The sequence below is a fragment of the Massilia sp. TSP1-1-2 genome, assembly GCF_049896185.1.
GTDB lineage: Bacteria > Pseudomonadota > Gammaproteobacteria > Burkholderiales > Burkholderiaceae_D > Telluria_A.
Window position 1 is genome coordinate 136,508 of record NZ_JAFCTU010000006.1, and the last position, 19,874, is coordinate 156,381.

Consider the following 19,874-nt stretch of genomic DNA (forward strand, 5'->3'; position numbering starts at 1 on the left):
CGTTGAAGGCGGGGCTACATCACGGTCGGCGCTGCGGGCATGCTTTCGAGCAGCGATTGAGCTGCCTCAGTGGCCGCTTGCGTGGCGGCGCTGGTGCGGCGGTCGAGGCGTGCAGCCAGGCGCGGCACATGCTTGAGGGAGAACAGATGGGCGTGGATCAGGCTCATGTCGCCATTGCGCAGAAGGTGCAGCAGTGTGACGTCATCGAGCTTCATCAGCTTTTCCTGGTCGATAATAAAAATGCCCTCGACCAGCTGCTTTTTGCCGTCGCGCTGCACTTCGATCGTCTTCTGGGTCAGCAAGTCCAGCTCCGCCAGGCGGGCGGCAAAAGCGTTGGTGTTCTGCATTTCGATGTGGAACAGGCGCAGGAAATCGACGGCGCCGGTCAGCAGCGGCGCTTCCGTGCCGTCGGCGTCGAACAGCGCTTCGCCCGTTTCCTCATTCAGGCCGACAAACGATTCGTCGACGCAGACCGTCAGGTCGGCGCCCTCGCCGTCGCCCTCGGCCAGCACGAACGGGTAGCGGCGCACGAAGGCGGGCAGATAGCAGTCCGCTTCCCATTGGCCATTGGCGTCCACGTACAGGTTTTCCTGGTCGTTCAGGCCGACCATGGCGGCCAGTGTGAACGGTCCGCCAGCCTTGCCGACGAAGACAACCGGATAACTCAAGGCGGCATCGACGATTTCGGTAGCGGCGATCAGGACCGAATTGGTCTTTTCGGCAAAGGAAAAGTTGCCCGCGCTCGCATCGAGCTTGAGGTTGCGGTGGCGTTCGCGGTTCAGCGCGGTCGGTTTCTGGTAAAAAATCATCGTTGCCATACATTTCCTTTTTTTCAATCGCGCAGTATAAAGCAATGCTTTATGCACAATAACTATTTCATAGCCATTTGCTTATTTAAAATGCCTCCAGCACAACAAAAATGATCGGAAGTCCTTGCTTTTATGCCAGACCTTATACAATAAAATTGTTGTCTAAAATTTATTCTTACGTCATTCTAAAGGGAATAAAGCGGGCACAACGGCGGTGCGGCCATCTGATACCGCACTGATACCGGCGTGGCGCCGGTTCGTGTCGGCTCAGCGACAGTTGCCGTGGATTGGTGTTTTAGCGAGACAATGCGGCAGGAAAATGCAGAGGAATATGACTTTTTGGCAAGGAAAACCGGCCAAAAAGGTGCGCATCATGACAATGCGCACCGGGGGTAGCGTCAAGCTGGTTCAGTGGTGGCGAGCAGCGCGCGCCGGTACAGCCGTGTGAGCTGTTCAGGCTCGTCGTAGACGATGCGCAGACCCTGGCGCAGGTCGGCGCGCATTAGCAAAATCATCTGGCGCGCCAGGTCGCGTTCGATTTTTACGCGCACCACCTCATACACTCGCTCTTGCACCACGGAAATATCGCTGCCCACCGGCGCGATCCGGAATTGCCCGGTGCCGCCGATGACTTGCGGCGGCAAGTCCATCTTGCGCCGGTCGGTCTGGGTAAAGTCCGACAGCACGGTGCGGTAGGCGTCGTAGCCGGCAATTGGCCAGTCGTCGGGTGCGTCAGGCAGGTTGTTGTTGATGGAGTACATTTTGGCCGACACCGGCAGCAAGTCGGGCAGCGAGAAGCGGCGCGCCATGTTCGGGTTGCCGGCGCGCACCAGGTTGGCAACCAGCTCGCCGACGCTGGCGTGACCGATGGTCGACGAGGTTCGTTCCATGCCGCCCCAGTAGCCGTTTGCGCCCTGCAGCAGTGCTTCGATCACCGAGGCGTTATCCATGCCGTTGCCGCTATGGCAGTGGAACAAAATGGCCTGGCCCGGCGCCAGCACGGCCTTGGCGGCGGCCACCACGGCGCCCACCTGGAACGGGAAAAAGCTGCCGCGTCCATCTTCGAAGGAGAGGCCATCGACCGGCAGCGTGGCCAGCAACTCGAGCACGTCGAGCGCATAGTCGCGATCGGCCATGAAAGTATCCATCAGGTCGACGATGTTGATGTAGATGCGCCCGCCCGGGTTGCCCGTGGCTTGCCAAGCGTTGCGCAGCCAGGCCACGCTGGCGGCCAGCTTTTCCAGCACATGCCCACTGTCCATGGGCTTGGGCATCAGGTTAATTTCGTGCAAGGTGTTGGGAATCGTGTACGCGAGCAGTTTTTGCACGCTGGGGTCGGGCGTAAAACCGGTCTCGCTCAAGGTTCCCACTTCGGTCATCGCAAAGCAGTGGCTCAGGTCATATTGATTGTCGCGCAGGTAGCAGCAGAAGTCGTCCTCGACTTCGAGCTGCTCGGGAAAAGCGTAATCGAGCGTGGCGATGATCCGGTCCTGGATGTTGAACTGGTCCAGCAGCGGCCAGGTATCGATCTTGTTTTGCAGGGTGTGCCCGACCACGGCGGCAAAGCACGGTTCGCGCACCGACAGGATCAGCAGCGGGTCGAGCGCGGCCAGCAGATCGAGCTTGGCATCGGCCAGCGTCAGCTGGGCCTGGGCAGCAGCGCGTCCGCGCGGGGGAGTATCCATGGTATTCCTTGGGTTGGGAGGGAAAAGGTCAGGCGAGGCGCAGCAGCGCGTCGTGCAGGCGGGGCGTGGCGAGCGCGAAGCCTAGTTCGCCGCTGTGCCGGTGCAGCTCGATGAGTGCGGCGCGAGCGCTGTCGTCGGGCGCGTTCAGCCAGCGCGCGAATTGCGTGAGCAGCGCAACGTGGTGTTCGACCCAGGCGCAGGGCTCGCCCCTGGTCTGGGCGGCCAGTCGCCCGGCAAAGGCCAGCGCCGCTGGCGCGTCGCCCGCGATCAGCGCCACCTCGGCCGCCGCCACCAGGAAGCGCAAGCCATTGTGCGCCACGCAGTCCTGGCGCAGGTAGGCGTTGCCCAGGCGCAGCGCCTGCTCGCGCACGGCGGCGTCGTCAGTCAGCAGCGCCAGCGTACCCATCACCCACGGACCGATGAAACCTTGCAGCTGCAAGCGTTCAACCTCGGCGGCGGCCCAGCCAATCTGTTGCTGCGCCAGCACGACATCGCCTTGCAGCCATGCAATACGCGCCATGCTCTCCATCAAAAACGGCTCGAAGCGGGCCGCGCCCATGGCCCGGCTCAGCGCCAGGCCGGCGGCCACTTCCTCTTTGGCTTCGTCCAGCTGGCCGCCGGCCAGCAGCACCCAGCCGGCGGTCAGGCGCGCCACGATTTCGGCGCGCTGGTTGCCCAGCCGGCGCGCCAGCAGCGCCGCCGCGCGCGCGCCGGTGCGGGCCGCCGCGCTCTGGCCCAGGTACAGCCGGGTCGAGGCCAGCGCGCTGCGGTTACCCGGGTCCAGCTGGACCAGGCCGTCGCGCTCGCACATGGCCAGACACTGGCCAAACAGGGCCTCGGCCTGGCGCATGTAGCCCTGCGCGTAGTAAGAGTCGGCCACGCCGCTGAGGGCGCGGATTTCGGTTTCCACGCTGGCGCCGGCGCGCGCGTGCACGACTGCTTGTTCGTGATACTGGCGGCACGCGTTGTAGTTCCCGCGTGGGAAGTAGATATTGCCCTTCAAGTAGAGCAGCTTGGCCAGCGAAGCGTCGGCGCCCATGCCCCGCGCCAGCGGCAGCATGGCGTCGAGCAGGCGCTCTTCCTCGTCGAGCTGCTCAAGAATATTCAGGCTGGTCGCCAGGCCCAGCGCCGCCTCGATCTTGTCGGACGCGCCGGCGGCCAACGCCAGCGCGCCCTGGTAAGACTGGCGCGCCCGCGGCGTCAATCCCGCGCCGCTCAGGGCATGCGCGTGCAGCAGCGCCAGCGCAAAGCTGTCCGGGTGCTCGCTTTGCCACTGTGCGCTCAGTTCCAGCGCGGCGTCGAACTGGCGCGCGGCCAGCTTGTCGCGCAGGGCCGCCAGCGCCATCTCGAAAGCGGCCGGATCGTCGCAGCGCCACAGGTGATGGGCGCATAGGGCGCGGTCGGTGTCGCGGTACAGGTCGGCCACGGTGCGGTGCAACAGGCGCCGCTGCTGCGCGTCGATGGCGTCGTAGATGCAATGCATGACCAGGTCGTGCACGAACATGTAGCTGCCCTGCCCGCAGGGTCGCACCAGGCAGTGGCGCCCGGCCGCCTCGGGCAGGTAGTCGGGCTGCGCCAGGGCCTGGCGCAGCATGCCCAGTTCGAAGCGGTTGCCGATCACGGCCGCCAGGCGCAGCGCGGCGCGGTGCAGCGGTTCGAGCGCGTCCACGCGCGCCTGGACCAGGTGGCGCAGGCTGTCGGGCAGCGCAATGCCGGGACTGGTCAGCAGCTGGGTCAGGAACAAGGGGTTGCCTTGCGCGCGCGCGACGCAGCGGCGGCGCCAGGCCGGTTCCAGGTTGGCGTACTGGTCGGCCAGCACGTCGGCTTCGCGCGCGTTCAGGGGCGCCAGTTCGAACACCGACAGGGCAATGTCGGCCAGGTGCGCGCGCAGCTGCGACTCGAGCGGATCGTGTTCAATGCGCGAGGTGAGTACCCACACCACGCTCGCTTCGCGCGTGTGGGCGATCAGCGCGCCGAGGGCGGCGAACAGATGGCTGTCGCCCCAGTGGATGTCTTCCACGCTGAGCATCAGGGCGGTGAGCATCGAGCTGCGCACGATCAGCGTTTGCACGGCGTTCAGGATTGCTCGATCACGCGCCTCGGCCGTCATGGCCGCGTCGAGCGCGCGCTGGCCTGCGTCCATCGGGGCGCCCGTCAGCGCGCAGTAGAACATGGTCCATTCAGCCGGCAGCTTGAGCTGCGCCACGGTGGCGGCGATGGCGCGCGCCAGGGCTTCAGGCGTGTCGGCGGGGCCAAACAGGCTGCGCACCAATTGGCCCAGCGGCGCCAACGCGCTGTCGGCGCCAAAGTCGCGCACCTCGCAGGCGTGGCATGCGAACTGGTTCTGGCGCGCGATGGCAATGAATTCCTGCGTCAGCCGGCTCTTGCCGATGCCGGCCATGCCGCGCAGGTAAATCACGTGGCCGCTCTGGTACTGCTGCGCGAACTCGATCAACCCTTTGAACTGGCCCGTTTCGATATAGCGCCCGATCATTGGCGCGGGCGCGTGCGCCTGGTCGGCGAGGCGGGAAAAGGTCTGGTAGCCGCCACCTTGGGGCGCGGCGTCGAACACAAAAATGCCGGTCAGTTGCGAGACCAGCTCGAGCGCTACGTGGATCGCGCCGCAGCTTTGGCCCGTGGCGCGCGCGTCGGCCTGCAGGACGGCGTCGGGGGCGCGCCCGTCTTCCCAGCGCGCCAGGCGCAGCGCCATGCTGGTGGCAACCGTGGGCGCCAATTGCAGGCTGATTTCGAGGGCGCAGCGCATGGCGCGTTCGGCGTCGCTGCTGTAGGCCTGCGGGATGCCGAAGATGGCGGTGATGTGTTGCGCGCCGGGTGCCTCCGTGCGCCCACCGAACTGACGCACCAGCGCATCGAGCGTTTCGCGCGTGGCATCGCTGGCAGGGGTGTTCAGGCCAATGTGCAGTTCAATGACGTAGCGCACCGGGTCGTCGCGCGGGATGGCGCTCTCGCGATTTGGCGCATTGGCCGGGTTGCGCAGGTCTTCCACGTCGACCGCGAAAATCGCGGCAAGGTGGCGCGCCGTGCGGTACAAGACGGCCTTGCCCGTCTCGGCGCGTTTGATGGAGGCGATTGACACACACAGCTGGCTGGTAAAGCACAGCTCGGCCAGTGCCTCTTGGCTCAGGGCCCGCGCCTTGCGCAGCTGTTTGAGCATGCCAGCGTCAAGCACCACGCGGCCGTCGGACGGCAGGGCTGTGGCGCTGGGCGGAAGGGGGGACTGGTCCGGGGTCATATTGCTGGGACTATAACATTGTGTCGGCTGTCGCAAAAGGGGCGGCATTACAGCAGCGTTACATCGTTCTGGCGAAGGCGGCGAGGCGAGGCGATGTTGTTCATGCGCTTGACCGATGGCTGGGTGAACAGGCGATGCCTATGCGATCACAAGGGCCGCTGTGGCATTTCAAGATATCGTCGGGAACTATCAGTGCCTCAGCTTGGTCGATGAGGCGTAATTCTGACGGAAGCAGGAGTTGTGAATGCAAACAAAACAGAGCATTGATTCTTCTGAATGCGTAGGAAGTATCGTTTCTTTAGCAAACCTGACTACTGGGGCGATCTGGGCACCGATGTCTTTCGAATTGGACCGTTCTACAGGCGTGACTGCTGCCATTCGTAAAGTACGCGCCGAAGAGCCAGCTCCGGATGGCGTTGGCGCCAACGTTATAACCCTATCTCAGGGTGGCTTGTCGCGGCGAACGCTGGCAATCTATCAAGCGGACGAAGACGAATGGATGCTATTCGATGGCAAGCGTGAGTATCATCTGGAAAATGTAGTTGTAACATGGACGAAAGGTATTCAGATCATCCCTGGCGTTTTTAGCTTGGCGACGCTAGCGTTGAACTGTGCCGGCGTTGTTGTAGCACAGTAACGTATTTCAGACCAACCCTGAGTCACTGGTCAGAGGCGGGACGGTCCTTGGACGATATCGATATAGGCCATCTTATCGTGCGCTTGAGTAAAAATCCTTTTGGGCTAACGAGGCTCGCCGACTCCACGCGTGCCCGTACAGACCAGCCTCGCGCGCCACGCTAGGCCGCATCTTTGTGCGGCCTAGCTTGCCGGTGATACAAAAACTCCAGCACGCGCGTGCGGTATTCCACGTACAGCACGTCATGCGCCAACGCCACCCGGTCGCGCGGGCGGGCCAGTCTGACCTGGACGATGTCGCCGATCGTGGCCGCAGGGCCATTGGTCATCATTACGATCCGGTCTGACAGCAGCACCGCTTCATCCACATCATGCGTCACCATCACGACCGTCGAACCGGTCTTGGCGACAATGGCCATCAACTCATCTTGCAAGTGAGCACGCGTGAGCGCGTCGAGCGCGCCGAAGGGCTCGTCCATCAGCAACACTTTCGGCTCCATCGACAAGGCACGCGCAATGCCCACGCGTTGCTTCATGCCGCCCGAGATTTCATTCGGGCGCTTGGCGCTGGCCGCCGTCAAGCCGACCAGCGCCAGCGCCGCCGCTGTTCGCTCGCGCAATTGCGCCGTGGATTCCTTGGCAGCGAACACTTTTTCGACGGCCAGGTAGACGTTCTCGAAACAGGTCAGCCATGGCAGCAGGGAATGGTTCTGGAACACTACCGCGCGCTCGGGCGAGGGGCCCGCAATTTCGCGCCCGGCGCAGATCAGCGCGCCTTCGGTCGCCGTCGTCAAACCTGCCAGCAAGTTGAGCAGTGTGGACTTGCCGCAGCCGGAGTGGCCGATCAGCGTGATGAACTCGCCCTGCTCCACCGCCAGATTGACCCTGGTAAGCGCGTGAAAACTGCCCTTGCGCGTGTCGAACACCATTTCCGCGTTCTGCACTTCGATGAATTTTTTGCTCATGTCAGGTTCCCGCTTCTTCATAGGTGAAAGTTTTTGCGAGCGCAACGAGCGCCTGCTCCAGGATCAGGCCGACCACGCCGATCACCACGATGGCAATCACGATATGCGCCACGTTCAGGTTGTTCCACTCATCCCACACCCAAAAGCCGATTCCTACGCCGCCGGTCAGCATCTCGGCCGCGACGATCACCAGCCAGGCCGTGCCGATCGCCAGGCGCACGCCGGTCAGCATGTAGGGCAGCACCGATGGCAGCAAGATCTTGGTGAAAATCTTCCATTCCGACAGTTGCAGCACGCGCGCCACGTTCATGTAGTCTTGCGGCACGCGTTGCACGCCGGCGGCCGTGTTGATGATCATCGGCCAGATCGAGCAAATGAAAATCGACCAGATGGCGGCGGGATCGGCCGCCTTGAACACCAGCAAGCCAATCGGCAACCAGGCCAGCGGCGAGACTGGCTTGAGCAGGCTGACAATCGGATTGAACATGCCCGCCAAAAATGTGAAGCGGCCGATCATGAAGCCGAGCGGAATGCCCACCAGCGCCGCCAAGCCAAAGCCGACGCCCACGCGCTTCAGCGAGGCCAGAATGTTCCAGCCAATGCCCTGGTCGTTCGGCCCGTTGCTGTAGAACGGATCGGAAAACATCTTGACCGCTTCCAGGAAGGTGACTTTCGGAGATGGAAAACTGGTATTGCTCACCGATAGAATTTCCCACAGCAGCAACAGGATGCCCAGGCCCAGCAGCGGCGGCATCACGGCCACCGCAAGGGCGCGCCCGCGCGAGTTTCCGTTGGAAAGCTTGACGCCCTTGGCGGCCAGGCGCTTGCTGCGCGCCGGGCGTTCGAGCACGGTTTCTTGCATTGGCGTATTCACCGGCGTACCCACCGGCATGCTCATGTCACTCTCCAGCACTGCACTCATTGCGCTCTCCTTGTCTTTCAGGCTTTGATCTTGAAGGCGTCGGCGTAGGCTTTGGGATTCTTGCCGTCCCAAACGGTGCCGTCGATCATCTTCACCGAACGCATCGGCGACTTGGGCACGGCCACCTTGGCCAAGGCGGCGCCTTCCGCGTACAGCTTGGTCTGGTTGACCTTGCTCGCCGTGCCCAGGTAGTCCACTTCGCCCTTGAGCAAGCCCCAGCGCTTGTGCTGGGTCATGAACCACATGCCGTCGGACACGAAGGGATAGTTGACCAAGCCATCGTTGTAGAACTTCATGTAGTTCGGATCGTCCCAGGTGCGCCCGAGCCCGTTCTGGTAACGGCCTAAAATGCGTTGGTTGATGACGTCCACCGTGGTGTTCACGTAAGACTTGGCGGCAATGGTCTCAGCCATCTTGGTCTTGTTGACCAGACCCGCATCGATCCACTTGCTGGCGTCGAGCACGGCGGCGATCAGCGCGCGCGCCGTATTCGGGTGCTGCGTGGCCCAGTCGAGCGTGGTGCCCAGCGTTTTTTCGGGGTGGTCTTTCCAGATGTCTTGGGTGGTGGCCGCAGTAATGCCCACACCATCGACAATGGCGCGGTGGTTCCACGGTTCGCCCACGCAAAAACCGTCCATGTTACCGACGCGCATGTTGGCCACCATTTGCGGCGGCGGCACGGTGATGACCTTGGCGTCCTTCATCGGGTTGATGCCGTAGCTGGCCAGCCAGTAGTACAGCCACATGGCGTGGGTGCCGGTTGGAAAAGTCTGGGCGAAGGAATACTCGCGCTTGTCCGTCTGCATCAGCCTGGCCAGCGAGGCGCCGTCCACGCCGCCCTTGTCGGCCACTTTTTTCGACAGGGTGATGGCCTGGCCGTTATGGTTCAGGTTCATCAGGATGGCCATGTCCTTCTTGGCCCCGCCAATGCCCATCTGCACGCCGTAGATCAAGCCATACAGTACATGGGCGGCGTCGAGCTCGCCATTGACGAGCTTGTCGCGCACGCTGGCCCACGATGATTCTTTCGACAGCACGATCTTGATGCCGTATTTTTTGTCAAAGCCCAGTACCGAGGCCATGACGACCGACGCGCAGTCGGTCAGCGGAATGAAGCCGATTTTGACTTCTTCCTTTTCCGGCTTGTCCGAGCCGGCGGCAAACACGCCGCCGCTGGCCAGGCCGGTCAGCGATGCGGCGGCGCCGGCCTTGATGAGGCTGCGGCGGATCACATTGGTGGAGTCGTCGATTTGCATTCTTCCCTCGTTCGCTAGCAGTAGTCACTGTCGGAAGCGGGCGCAAACGCGTCCGCCGTTGTGAACTACTCAGCAAGGGCCGTGCCAGCAGGCAAGGAGGGAAAATGGATGAAAAAATGGCGCTACGGTCTTCAAGATGGCGACACGCGGCACCTTTTGTGTGCACTGCACCAAAAGGGCACCGGGTGCTTGACCTTATTCGGCGCTTTGCGCCGCAATCTGGCGCAGGGCCTTTTCGAACACCTCTGGCGGCTGCCCGCCCGAGATCAAATGTTTCTGATTGATGATGATGGCCGGCACAGCGCTGATCCCTTGCCGCTGGAAAAATTCTTCCTGCTCGCGCACTTCTTCCTCATACGCACCGGTGGCCAGCACTTCGGCTGCCTCGGTCGCATCGAGCCCCACTTCTTGCGCCACGCGCGTGAGCACTTCATGCGAACCGGGATTGTCGCCATGGGTAAAATAGGCTTCGAACAGCGCCATTTTCAGCTCGCGCTGGCGGCCTTGCAGCTCGGCCCAATGCAGCAGGCGATGCGCATCAAAGGTGTTATAGATGCGGCTGCGCTTGTCCATGGCGAATTCAAAGCCCAGTTCGGCGCCGCGCTCGCGGATCATCGCGCGCGTCTTGGCGCTCTGCTCTTCGGTCGCCCCATACTTGCGCGCAAGATGCTCGCCGATGTCTTCGCCTTCCGGCGCCATCTGCGGGTTCAGTTCAAAGGGATGGAAGTGCAGGTCGGCACTGGCAACGTCGGCCACGTTGGCCAGCGCCTGTTCGAGCGATTTAAGCCCGATCACGCACCACGGGCAGGAAATGTCGGATACAAAGTCGATTCTGAGTTGGGTCACGGCGGCGCCTATCAAGGATGGATGGCCCATTTTAGAGCCTGCAGCCGAAACCCGTCGCCTGCCTAGTGTTTTTTCGCCACTGGTTTGGCGCTGGCAGCCTTGCTGCCCAACTTGCTTTCCTTGCCTGCCAACAGGTTGGCGATGTTGCTGCGATGGCGAAACAGCAGCAGGGCGCTCATGATGATGACGGCCAGCAGCTTTTCAAGTTGGTCGATACCGAACAGCAGGCCGAAGTAAAACGGCGCGAACAGCGCCGCCACCAGCGCCGCCAGCGACGAATAGCGGAAGGCATAGGCAATCACCAGCCAGGTGATCAGCGTGGCCAGGCCCAGCCATGGGTTCAGGCCAAGCAGCACGCCCAGCGCGGTGGCGACACCCTTGCCGCCGACAAAGCGAAAGAAGATGGGATACAAGTGCCCCAGGAACACCGCCAGCGCCACCAGCGCAATGCCCAACTCGCCCACGCCGAACTGGTCGGCCAGGCGCTCGGCCAGCCAGACCGCGAACCAACCCTTGGCCGCGTCGCCGATCAGGGTAGCGATGGCCGCCTTCTTGTTACCGCTGCGCAGCACATTGGTGGCGCCCGGGTTCTTGGAACCATAGGTGCGCGGGTCGGACAGGCCAAAGGCATGGCTCATCACCACGGCAAACGAAATGGAGCCGATCAGGTAGGCGACGATGGTGAAAAGGACAGTGTACATGCGCTCTCTCTGCTACGTGATTGGAATGCCCGGTTCTCCGGGCGCCGGGACGAGAATATACACCATCACTCGGCCAGCGCGCAGTTGACCGCCCTGGCGCCCAGTTGCGCGACCAGCACCTGGGGCGCAATCCCCACCAGGTAGCCGCGCCGTCCGCCGTTGATGTAGATGGTCGGCAAAGCCAGGATGCTTTCCTCGACATACACCGGCAGCACCTTGCGCGTGCCAAACGGCGACGTGCCCCCTACCTGGTAGCCGGAATGGCGCTGGGCCACTTCCGGCTTGCACGGCTCGACCGACTTGCAGCCGATAGCGCGCGCCAGGTTCTTGGTCGACACCTTGCAGTCGCCATGCATCAGCACGATCAACGGACGCGCGGCGGCGTCCTGCATCACCAGCGTCTTGATGACGTCGTGTTCGGGCACGCCCAGTTCGCGCGCGGACACCTTGGTGCCGCCCTTTTCCTCGTAGGCATAAGGGTGTTCGCTGAACGCCACGCCCTGTTTGCGCAGGAACTGCGTGGCCTGTGTTTCGGAAATATGCTCTTTCTTTGCCATGCGTGATACGCTAAAGACTCAATGAGGAGTTCTTATTATGCAGCAAGAAATCCGCTTTGCCACCTTCAATGCCTACAACCTTGCCCCGCCCGGCGTGCAACTGTATGACAACCTGCTGCCCGCCACGGCCGAGGAATATGAAGCCAAGCTCGACTGGACTGCGCGCCAGATCGACTTGCTCGACGCCGACGTGATCGGTTTCCAGGAAATTTTTTCGCAGGCGGCGCTGCGCGAAGCGCTGGCGCGCACGCGCCTTTACCGCGACGCCGTCCACGTCGGCTTCGACCCGGACCCGGCCGCCGAACGGCTCACGCCGTCGGTGGCGCTGGTGTCGCGCCTGCCGCTGGCCGCGCCCGGCGTGGCGCTGGGCGATTATCCGGCGGGCGTGGCGCTGGCAGACGGCACGCGCGACGCCGAACAGTTTTCACGCGCCGTGATCCATGCGGCGGTGGTGGTCTCGCCCGACGTAGCGGTCGACGTGGTCGTGGTGCATCTGAAGAGCAAGCGGCCTGACTACCGCAACGGCGACAACAGCGAAGATCCGCTGCTGTTCGGCATGGCTTGCCTGCGTTCGCTGGTGCGGCGCGGGACCGAAGCGGTGGCGCTGCGCGTGCTGCTGACCACTATGGCGCGCAACAACAAGCGCGCGCAAATCGTGCTGGGCGACTTCAATGACGTGGCCGACGCCGTCACCACCACCATCGTGCTGGGCGTGGGCACGCCCATGTCGGGCCGCCTGTTTGACGCCTACCAGCTGCAACAGCGCCAGGACCACCTGCGCCATGTGGGGTTTTCAATGCTCCACGACGGCAACTACACCACCATCGACCACATTTTAGTGTCCGAGGAATTCAACCCGGCCTTGCCCAACGCGATCGGCGAAGTGGTCGACGTGGTCTATCTGAACGACCACGTGGTGCTCGAACTGCCCGCAGCGTCCGACCACGGGCAAGTGCTGGCGCGCATCCGCCTGTTCGACGAGACGCGCGGCCTTAGCGATGGCGGCGTGTGAGATCCGGTTCCGGCATGGCCATGCTAGCGTAGTAGCCCTGGTAGGCGTCGCAGCCGTGCTGCTGCAAAAAGCGCAGCTGTTCGGCCGTTTCGACGCCTTCGGCGATCACGCGCAGCTTGAGGCTGCGCGCCACCGCGATGATGGCGAGAATGATGGCCGCGTCGGCAGGTTGGCGCGTGATGTCGTCGACGAAGGAACGGTCGATCTTGAGCTTGGACAGCGGAAAGCGGCGCAGGTAGCTCAGGCTTGAAAAGCCGGTGCCAAAGTCGTCGATGGTCAGTCCGATGCCGCGCTCGCGCAGCGCTTTCACGGTGGCGATGGCTTTTTCATTGTTGCTCATGATGACGTCTTCGGTAATTTCCAGGTCCAGGTAAGCTGGCTCCAGACCAGACGCAGCGAGCGCCGCATCAACGCTCTCGACCAGATGGTCGTGCATAAATTGCACCGTGGACAGGTTGACCGCCATTACCACCGGCACGCCGGCATCGCGCCAGACGGCCGCTTGGCGGCACGCCTTGCGCAGCACCCAGTCGCCGATGGGAAGCATCAGACCCGATTCCTCGGCCACCGCCATGAACTCGGCAGGCAGCAGCAGCCCGCGCTCCGGGTGGCGCCAGCGCAGCAGCGCTTCGACGCCGATCGCCATGCCGCTGGCGATGTTAATTTCTGGCTGATAGGCAAGCTCGAACTCCTGGTTGGCGAGCGCCTGGCGCAAGGCTTTTTCCATCTGCGCGCGTTCGATCACGTGCGCGTTCATTTCCGCATTAAAAAAGCTGAAGGCATTGCGCCCGTTCTGTTTGGCATGATACATCGCTATGTCGGCATGCTTTAAAAGTGTATCAAGATCTTCGCCGTCGCCCGGGTAGATGCTGATCCCGATCGATACCGACAGGCTGACCTTGATGCCATCGCCATGCTGCACCGGCTGGGCCACCGCCTGCATCACGCTGCCGGCCACGTGCGCGGCCTGGTCGGCGCCGCCGATGTCGGCCAGGATCACGACGAATTCGTCGCCGCCCTGGCGGCTGACGGTGTCCACGCCGCGCACGCAGCCGGTCAGCCGGGCCGCCACTTCCTTGAGCACGGCGTCGCCCACGTGGTGGCCGAAGCTGTCGTTGATGCCCTTGAAGCGGTCCAGGTCGACAAACATGACGGCCACCTTGGTATGCTGGCGGCGCGCCGCCGCCAGGGCCTGGTGCAGGCGGTCGAGGAACAGCACGCGGTTCGGCAGGTCGGTCAGGAAATCATGCTCGGCCAGGTGGCGGTGGCGCTCTTCGATGCGCTTGCGGTCGGTGATGTCGGACAGGATGGCCATGAAGTTGCAGACCTGGTCGTCGCTGTCGCGAATGGCGGTCAGGGCTACCCATACCGGGTATTCTTCGCCCCCCTTGCGCTCGCTCCAGACTTCGCCTTCCCAGTGGTCGTTGGCGGCCACGTAATCCCAGATTTGCTGGTAAAAGCTCGGTTCGTGGGCGCCGGTGCGCAAGTTGGGCAGTTCGGCGCCGACAATGTCGAGCGCCGCAATGCCGGTGATGACGGTGAACGCGTGGTTGACCGCCAGCACGCGGTGGGCGCGGTCGGTGATGGCGATGGCGTCGCGGCTGTTCTCGAATACCTGGGCCGCCATGTGCAGTGTGGTCTCGGTGGCCTTGCGCGCGGAGATGTCGCGCAGCACGGCATACGACAAAAATTCGTGGTCCAGCGTGACCGAGGTCAGCAGCACCTCGGCCCAGAATGCACTGCCGTCGGGCAAGCGAAACTCCCATTCGTAGCGCCGGTTGCCGTCAATAAAGTTCTGCGCCGACTGCGTCGCGTCGGCCATGATCGACGAATCGCCCGACGGTTGGTTGGGCGGCGAAAAATCGAGCAGCGTCTTGCCGACCAGCCCATTTTTGTCGGCGCAGCGAAACAGTTTGAGCGAGGCCGGGTTGGCGTCGATGATGGCATTGCCTTCAATTAAAACGATGGCATCGTTGGAACGCTCGAACAGTTGGCGAAAATTGGTGCCGGCGTCGATCAGCGCCTGCTCGTCGACCTTGCGTTTGCTGATGTCCACTTCCATGCAGAAAATTTGCTGTGGCTCGCCATTGCGCAGCACGGGAAAATGGGTGGAATACATCCAGCGCCTTTGGCCGTCCGGGCGCTGCACCAGCCAGTCGCGCGGGGGCGGCGACTTGCGCGCTACCCAGATCGCTTCCAGCGTGGAGGCGAACTCTTCCTGGCGCTCCGGGTGCGAGATCAGCTGCGTGAGCGGTCGCCCCAAGGCGTCGCGCGCGGCAATGCCAAATGCATTTTCGCAACTGTGGTTCCAGAAGCGCACCAGGCCGTCGCGGTCGATGCTGTGCACCGCCACGGTCGGCGTCAATTCGAGGGCGGCGACGAATCGATACAGGGTATCGAGGGCCTCGCGCCCCGGTCCATCAGGCTCAAAAACAGATGGCACGGCAGGTGTGTCAGCACTCACGGAACTTCCCTTCACGACAGTAATACAGAAGACGATGCACAGCGCATGCTCTTGGTCTACCCATTTTTGTCTATGGGTTTGATGGGCCGTTTGCGAACGCGCAAACAGGATTCTGACCACGTATTTCCTGCCCGTACGGATTGCGTTTTGTCGGGCCGGTTTGCAGTTCATCACAGCAAAACGGCGTCCTGTCACATTTCACAGGCGGCGCGAACCCGTCTTTTCTATAGTGTCACCATGCGCCTGAGGCCCCATCTTGTTTTCAAGGCGGAGCACAAGCGCCCCGCATTTCCGCCTGCTACTTTGCCAACCAAGAAAAAACACGACCATGAAAATCGACAACCTGCCCCGCGCCCCCGTCCAGAGCACCGTGCGCCGCCAGCGCTGGAAAGTCGCGGCGATCGCGCTGGCGGTGCTGGCGCTGGCCGGTGGCGGCTGGTTCGCGCTGCGCGCGCCGAGCGCGCCGCCCAAGCCGGACCTGGCGCAGGGCGCCGACGGCAAGCCGAAAATCGATGTCTATGAATTGTCCAAAGGCGACATCGCTGCGGTACAGGCGCGCGCACTCAGCGTCGGCTTGCCGCTGTCCGGGTCCTTGACCCCCATTGCGCAAGCCACCGTCAAGTCCAAGGTGTCGGGCCTGGTGGTGGAGTCCAGCATCCGTGAAGGCACTGCCGTGACTGCGGGGCAAGTGCTGGCCCGCCTCGAGCAGTCCGATCCGAGCGCCCGCCTGTCGCAACAGCAAGCCCTGCTTGACGAAGCAAATGCGCGCCTGGCGCTGGCGCGCAAGAATAACCAGAACAGCGGCGCGCTACTCAAGCAAAACTATATTTCGCAGCAAGCTTACGACACGACCCAGAACTCGGTCGAACTGGCCCAGGCCGGCGTCAAGGCGGCCCAGGCCCAGGTGCAACTGGCGCGCAACGCACTGGCCGACACGGCGATCCGCGCGCCGCTGTCGGGCATCGTCAGCAAGCGCCATGTGCAAGCCGGTGAAAAGCTCGCGCCCGACATGCCGGTGTTTACGATCGTCAACCTCAAACAGTTGACGCTGGAAGCGCAAGTGCCGGCGTCCGACATTCCCCGCATTAAAGTGGGGCAAGATGTCCAGTTCAAGGTCGACGGCTATCCGGGGCGCGATTTTTCCGGCAAGGTCGCGCGGATCAATCCGACCACGGAAATGGGTTCGCGCTCGATGCTGGTGTATATCAGCGTCGACAATGCCGACGGTGCGTTGAGCGGCGGCATGTTTGCCAAGGGTAATATCACCACGCAAAAATCGGCCGTCGTGCCGCTGGTGCCGCTGGCCGCGTTGCGCAAGGAAAACAATACGGACGTGGTCTACCAGATTGTCGGCAACAAGGTGGTCGCACAGAAAGTGACGCTGGGCATGCGCAATGACGATGAAGGCTACGCCGAAATTACCGGCGGCCTGGACGCCGGCGCCACCGTCGTGGTCGGCGCGCTCGATGGCGTCAAGCCGGGCGCCAAGGTCAAGCTGCCGGGTGTGCCCGCAGCTGCCGTCAGAGTTGCAGCCGCCGGCGCGAAGGAATAAGCCATGTGGATCACCAAGACCAGTATCAAGAACCCCGTGTTTGCCACCATGATCATGGTGGCCATTGTGGTGATCGGCCTGTTTGCCTACAAGCGGCTGGGCGTGGAAGCAATGCCGAACGTCGAAATTCCGGTGGCATGGGTCGAAGTGGCCTACCCCGGCGCCTCCCCCGAGCAGGTGGAAAACGACATCGTGCGACCGCTCGAGGACGCGCTCAATACCGTCAGCGGCGTCAAGCGCATCAATTCAAATGCCTGGGAAGGCCGCGCCGGCATCCAAGTCGAACTGCAACTGTCGGTCAATGCCGAGCGCGCCATGATCGATATTCGCGACAAGGTGGCACGCGTGCGCCCGTCCTTCCCCAAGGATGCCAAGGAACCGCTGGTGCTGCAGTGGGAAGGCGACAATGCCCAGCCGGTGGTGGAGATGAGCCTGAAATCGGCAACGCGCAGCATGCGCGATTTGTCGACGCTCACCGAGCAAGTCATCGTCAAGCGCTTGCAAGCGGTACCGGGCGTGGGCCAGGTGCGGGTGAACGGCAAGACCAACCGCCAGATCCTGATCAATGTCAGGCCCGATGCACTGACCAGCAACAATGTCGGGGTTGACGAAGTATTGCGCGCCATCCAGCAAACCAATGCCAACCTTCCAGCCGGCAATATCAGCTACGGCGCCAGCGAACGCCTGGTGCGCATAGAAGGCAAGATCAAGGATACGCGCGGCTTCAACAAGATTATCGTGGCGCGCCATGCCAACGGCCCAGTGTATCTGGAGCAGGTGGCCGAGGTGATCGATGGCGAGCAGGAAGAAACGTCGATATCGCGCATCGACGGCATGCGCGCCATTACACTCGAAGTGACGAAGGTGCAAGGCGCCAATGTCGTGGAAGTGGGCAAAGGCGTGCGCGATGTGCTGGCGAAACTGGCCACGGTGATTCCTGCCGACGTCAAGATCAAGGTCATCGAAGACCAGTCCGAGCGCGTCGAAAGTCAGCTCACCAGCGTCAAGCACACCATCCTCGAAGGTGCGCTGCTGACGATGATCATCGTATTCCTGTTTTTGCACTCATGGCGCAGCACCATCATCACCGGCCTGACGCTACCTATTTCGGTGCTGGCCAGTTTTATTGCCATGCAAGCTTTCGGTTTCACGCTCAACTTCCTAACGCTCATGGCCTTGTCGCTGTGCATCGGCCTGCTGATCGATGACGCCATTGTGGTGCGCGAAAACATCGTACGCCACTTGGCGATGGGCAAAAGCCATTTGCGCGCCGCCTACGACGGCACCAATGAAATCGGCTTGGCCGTAATGGCCACGACCTTTGCGATTGTTGCCGTGTTCGTGCCGGTAGCCTTCATGGAAGGCATCATCGGGCGCTTTTTCCTGCAGTTCGGCATCACCGTCGCAGTGGCCGTGATGGTCTCGCTGTTCGTGAGCTTCACACTCGATCCCATGCTCTCGTCAGTGTGGCGCGATCCGGTCAAGAATCGCTTCAAGTACCTGCCGTGGCTGGGCCGCGGCATGGAAAGAATCGAACATGGCATCGACCGCATGCACGTGTGGTACGGCACAGTGCTGGCGGTGGCGCTGAACTGGCGCAAGGCGACGCTGGCAATTGCCTTTGCACTGTTTGCCGGCAGCATCGCCCTGATGGGTTCGCTCGGCAGTGAAATGATGCCGCAGACCGACAATGGCTACATCCAGATGCGCTTCAAGACGGCGGTCGGCTCCAGCCTGGAATACACCGACGGCAAGGTGCGCCAGATCGAAGCGGCGTTGCGGGAATTTAAGGAAGTCGACAGCATTATGGTCAACGTAGGCACGTGGGACGGGCGCAACACGGCGCAAGTGAACATCAAGCTGACCGACCTCAAGAAGGGCAAGCGCCGTTCGCAGCAGGAAATGGAAACCGTGCTGCGCGACCGCTTGACCCCAATTGCCGGCATCAGCATGTCGGTGGGCTGGAAACCAGTGCGCATCAATATCATGGGGTCGGACGAGGGCAAGCTCGATACCGTTGCGCACAAGCTGATGGACAAGATGCGCGCAGTAAAAGGCGTCACGGATATCGAATACAGCCAGGAAGGCGCCAATCCGGCCACCGTGGTCAAGATCAATAATGAATTGGCAAGCGACCTCGGCGTATCGATCCAGCAAGTCGGTGCTGCCCTGCGGCCCTTTGTGGCTGGCGATCAGATTAGCCGCTGGCTGGCGCCGGACGGCCAAAACTACGACATCAACGTGCAACTGCCCAAGTCTGGTCGCCAGAAAATTGCCGACTTGGCCGATCTGTCGGTGGCCTCGAGCCGGCGCGACGCGGCCGGTAACCCGGTCATGGTGCCACTCGGCCAGATCGTCGAGTTCGTGCCCTCGACCAGCCCGCAAGTACTCAAGCGCCAGTCGCTCGAACGCCGGGTGGCGGTCATGGCGGCGGTCGAAGGGCGCCCGAACGGCGACGTGCATGAAGACGTGCAAAAGATCATCAAGGCCTTCGACTTGCCCGAAGGCGTGCGCTTCGACATCGGCGGCGATGCGGAAGAAATGGCGGAAACGCTGGGCGCGGCCGGCGCTGCGCTGGGGGTGGCGGTGATCTTCATCTACCTGGTGCTGGCCTCGCAATTCGGCAGCTTTTTGCAGCCAATCGCCATCATGGTGTCGCTGCCGCTGTCGCTGATCGGCGTCGTGCTCGCCTTGTTCATTACCGGCAGCACGATGAATATTTTCTCGGTCATCGGCATCATCATGCTGATGGGGCTGGTGACCAAAAACGCGATTTTGCTGGTGGACTTTACCAACCATGGTCAGCGCGAAGGCAAGAACCAGTTCGACGCCATCATGGACGCCGGCCAAGTGCGTCTGCGGCCGATCCTGATGACGACCCTGGCGATGATTTTCGGCATGTTGCCGATGGCAATCGGCCTGGGCGAAGGGGGCGAACTGCAAGCGCCGATGGGGCGCGCGGTGATCGGCGGCGTGATTACTTCGACGCTGCTGACGCTGGTCGTGGTGCCGGTGGCCTACACCTACCTGGACCGCCTGGGAAAGCGCGTGGCGCGCTATCTGAAAGGCGATGACGAAGCGCACGAGGAATCATTCGAGGAGCAAAAACTGGAGGTCGCCTGATCGATCGCCCAAGGGTTGCGCGCCGGCGCGGGAACCCGAAGAACATTTGCTAAAAGCAAGCGTTCCATGGGTTACCGCGTTGGCGAGAACGAT

14 protein-coding genes are annotated in these 19,874 nt (G+C 62.4%); 4 read left to right on the forward strand and 10 right to left on the reverse strand.

Translation table 11 applies throughout. The annotated features are described in order from the left end of the window. Positions 1–14: 14 nt before the first annotated feature. The 3 genes from ACP7BV_RS07325 to ACP7BV_RS07335 all read right to left on the reverse strand — a co-directional run bounded on the left by ACP7BV_RS07325 (position 15) and on the right by ACP7BV_RS07335 (position 5,747). Entirely contained in the window at positions 15–818 is an 804-nt protein-coding gene (locus ACP7BV_RS07325; RefSeq protein ID WP_426103037.1) for a SapC family protein, read from the reverse strand. A 389-nt stretch (positions 819–1,207) separates the two neighbouring features. Next, positions 1,208–2,494, reverse strand: coding sequence for a hypothetical protein (locus ACP7BV_RS07330; RefSeq protein WP_426103039.1), 1,287 nt, complete (start codon positions 2,492–2,494; stop codon positions 1,208–1,210). A gap of 28 nt (positions 2,495–2,522) precedes the next feature. Further along, the gene (locus ACP7BV_RS07335) at positions 2,523–5,747 is read right to left on the reverse strand and encodes an ATP-binding protein (protein WP_426103041.1); all 3,225 of its coding nucleotides are present in this window, start codon (positions 5,745–5,747) and stop codon (positions 2,523–2,525) included. Between the two features lie 244 nt (positions 5,748–5,991). On the opposite strand from ACP7BV_RS07335, the gene ACP7BV_RS07340 reads away from it, so the two are divergent. Continuing rightward, positions 5,992–6,384 (forward strand): hypothetical protein, encoded by a 393-nt coding sequence (locus tag ACP7BV_RS07340; protein ID WP_426103043.1) that lies wholly within the window; start codon positions 5,992–5,994, stop codon positions 6,382–6,384. 160 nt (positions 6,385–6,544) lie between these two features. Here ACP7BV_RS07340 and ACP7BV_RS07345 read toward each other — a convergent pair whose 3' ends face one another. The 6 genes from ACP7BV_RS07345 to ACP7BV_RS07370 all read right to left on the reverse strand — a co-directional run bounded on the left by ACP7BV_RS07345 (position 6,545) and on the right by ACP7BV_RS07370 (position 11,630). Then, positions 6,545–7,348 carry an ABC transporter ATP-binding protein gene (locus tag ACP7BV_RS07345; RefSeq protein WP_426103045.1) on the reverse strand — a complete coding sequence of 268 codons (804 nt, stop codon included), beginning with the start codon at positions 7,346–7,348 and terminating at the stop codon, positions 6,545–6,547. 1 nt (position 7,349) lies between these two features. After that, positions 7,350–8,270, reverse strand: coding sequence for a nitrate ABC transporter permease (gene ntrB, locus ACP7BV_RS07350; protein WP_426103047.1), 921 nt, complete (start codon positions 8,268–8,270; stop codon positions 7,350–7,352). A gap of 17 nt (positions 8,271–8,287) precedes the next feature. Further along, positions 8,288–9,526: a CmpA/NrtA family ABC transporter substrate-binding protein gene (locus ACP7BV_RS07355; RefSeq protein WP_426103049.1), complete on the reverse strand. Its 1,239-nt coding sequence runs from the start codon at positions 9,524–9,526 to the stop codon at positions 8,288–8,290. Between the two features lie 195 nt (positions 9,527–9,721). Further along, positions 9,722–10,402 carry a DsbA family oxidoreductase gene (locus tag ACP7BV_RS07360; RefSeq protein ID WP_426103051.1) on the reverse strand — a complete coding sequence of 227 codons (681 nt, stop codon included), beginning with the start codon at positions 10,400–10,402 and terminating at the stop codon, positions 9,722–9,724. Between the two features lie 32 nt (positions 10,403–10,434). Then, positions 10,435–11,073, reverse strand: a complete 639-nt coding sequence (plsY, locus tag ACP7BV_RS07365; protein WP_426103053.1) for a glycerol-3-phosphate 1-O-acyltransferase PlsY — start codon at positions 11,071–11,073, stop codon at positions 10,435–10,437. A gap of 65 nt (positions 11,074–11,138) precedes the next feature. Next, positions 11,139–11,630, reverse strand: a complete 492-nt coding sequence (locus ACP7BV_RS07370) for an aminoacyl-tRNA deacylase (protein ID WP_426103055.1) — start codon at positions 11,628–11,630, stop codon at positions 11,139–11,141. Positions 11,631–11,667: 37 nt separating this feature from the next. Between ACP7BV_RS07370 and ACP7BV_RS07375 the strand changes: the two genes are divergently transcribed. Then, entirely contained in the window at positions 11,668–12,642 is a 975-nt protein-coding gene (locus tag ACP7BV_RS07375; RefSeq protein WP_426103057.1) for an endonuclease/exonuclease/phosphatase family protein, read from the forward strand. On the opposite strand, the gene ACP7BV_RS07380 is transcribed toward ACP7BV_RS07375, so the two are convergent. Continuing rightward, entirely contained in the window at positions 12,623–15,106 is a 2,484-nt protein-coding gene (locus ACP7BV_RS07380; protein ID WP_426103059.1) for a sensor domain-containing protein, read from the reverse strand. The two genes, ACP7BV_RS07375 and ACP7BV_RS07380, sit on opposite strands and share 20 nt — an antisense overlap. Positions 15,107–15,434: 328 nt before the next feature. Here ACP7BV_RS07380 and ACP7BV_RS07385 point away from each other — a divergent pair, with 328 nt between their 5' ends. Both ACP7BV_RS07385 and ACP7BV_RS07390 read left to right on the forward strand, forming a co-directional pair. After that, the gene (locus ACP7BV_RS07385; RefSeq protein WP_426103061.1) at positions 15,435–16,658 is read left to right on the forward strand and encodes an efflux RND transporter periplasmic adaptor subunit; all 1,224 of its coding nucleotides are present in this window, start codon (positions 15,435–15,437) and stop codon (positions 16,656–16,658) included. 3 nt (positions 16,659–16,661) lie between these two features. Then, positions 16,662–19,781 carry an efflux RND transporter permease subunit gene (locus ACP7BV_RS07390; RefSeq protein ID WP_426103063.1) on the forward strand — a complete coding sequence of 1,040 codons (3,120 nt, stop codon included), beginning with the start codon at positions 16,662–16,664 and terminating at the stop codon, positions 19,779–19,781. The last annotated feature ends 93 nt before the right edge of the window (positions 19,782–19,874 follow it).

Excerpts from the sequence above, each read along its gene's own strand:
- ACP7BV_RS07385 (WP_426103061.1), top strand. The coding sequence starts at position 15,435 with ATGAAAATCGACAACCTGCCCCGCGCCCCCGTCCAGAGCACCGTGCGC.
- ACP7BV_RS07370 (WP_426103055.1), bottom strand. The coding sequence starts at position 11,630 with ATGGCAAAGAAAGAGCATATTTCCGAAACACAGGCCACGCAGTTCCTG.
- ACP7BV_RS07335 (WP_426103041.1), bottom strand. The coding sequence starts at position 5,747 with ATGACCCCGGACCAGTCCCCCCTTCCGCCCAGCGCCACAGCCCTGCCG.
- ntrB (WP_426103047.1), bottom strand. The coding sequence starts at position 8,270 with ATGAGTGCAGTGCTGGAGAGTGACATGAGCATGCCGGTGGGTACGCCG.
- ACP7BV_RS07390 (WP_426103063.1), top strand. The coding sequence starts at position 16,662 with ATGTGGATCACCAAGACCAGTATCAAGAACCCCGTGTTTGCCACCATG.
- ACP7BV_RS07330 (WP_426103039.1), bottom strand. The coding sequence starts at position 2,494 with ATGGATACTCCCCCGCGCGGACGCGCTGCTGCCCAGGCCCAGCTGACG.
- ACP7BV_RS07360 (WP_426103051.1), bottom strand. The coding sequence starts at position 10,402 with ATGGGCCATCCATCCTTGATAGGCGCCGCCGTGACCCAACTCAGAATC.
- ACP7BV_RS07375 (WP_426103057.1), top strand. The coding sequence starts at position 11,668 with ATGCAGCAAGAAATCCGCTTTGCCACCTTCAATGCCTACAACCTTGCC.
- ACP7BV_RS07345 (WP_426103045.1), bottom strand. The coding sequence starts at position 7,348 with ATGAGCAAAAAATTCATCGAAGTGCAGAACGCGGAAATGGTGTTCGAC.
- ACP7BV_RS07325 (WP_426103037.1), bottom strand. The coding sequence starts at position 818 with ATGGCAACGATGATTTTTTACCAGAAACCGACCGCGCTGAACCGCGAA.
- ACP7BV_RS07355 (WP_426103049.1), bottom strand. The coding sequence starts at position 9,526 with ATGCAAATCGACGACTCCACCAATGTGATCCGCCGCAGCCTCATCAAG.
- ACP7BV_RS07340 (WP_426103043.1), top strand. The coding sequence starts at position 5,992 with ATGCAAACAAAACAGAGCATTGATTCTTCTGAATGCGTAGGAAGTATC.
- plsY (WP_426103053.1), bottom strand. The coding sequence starts at position 11,073 with ATGTACACTGTCCTTTTCACCATCGTCGCCTACCTGATCGGCTCCATT.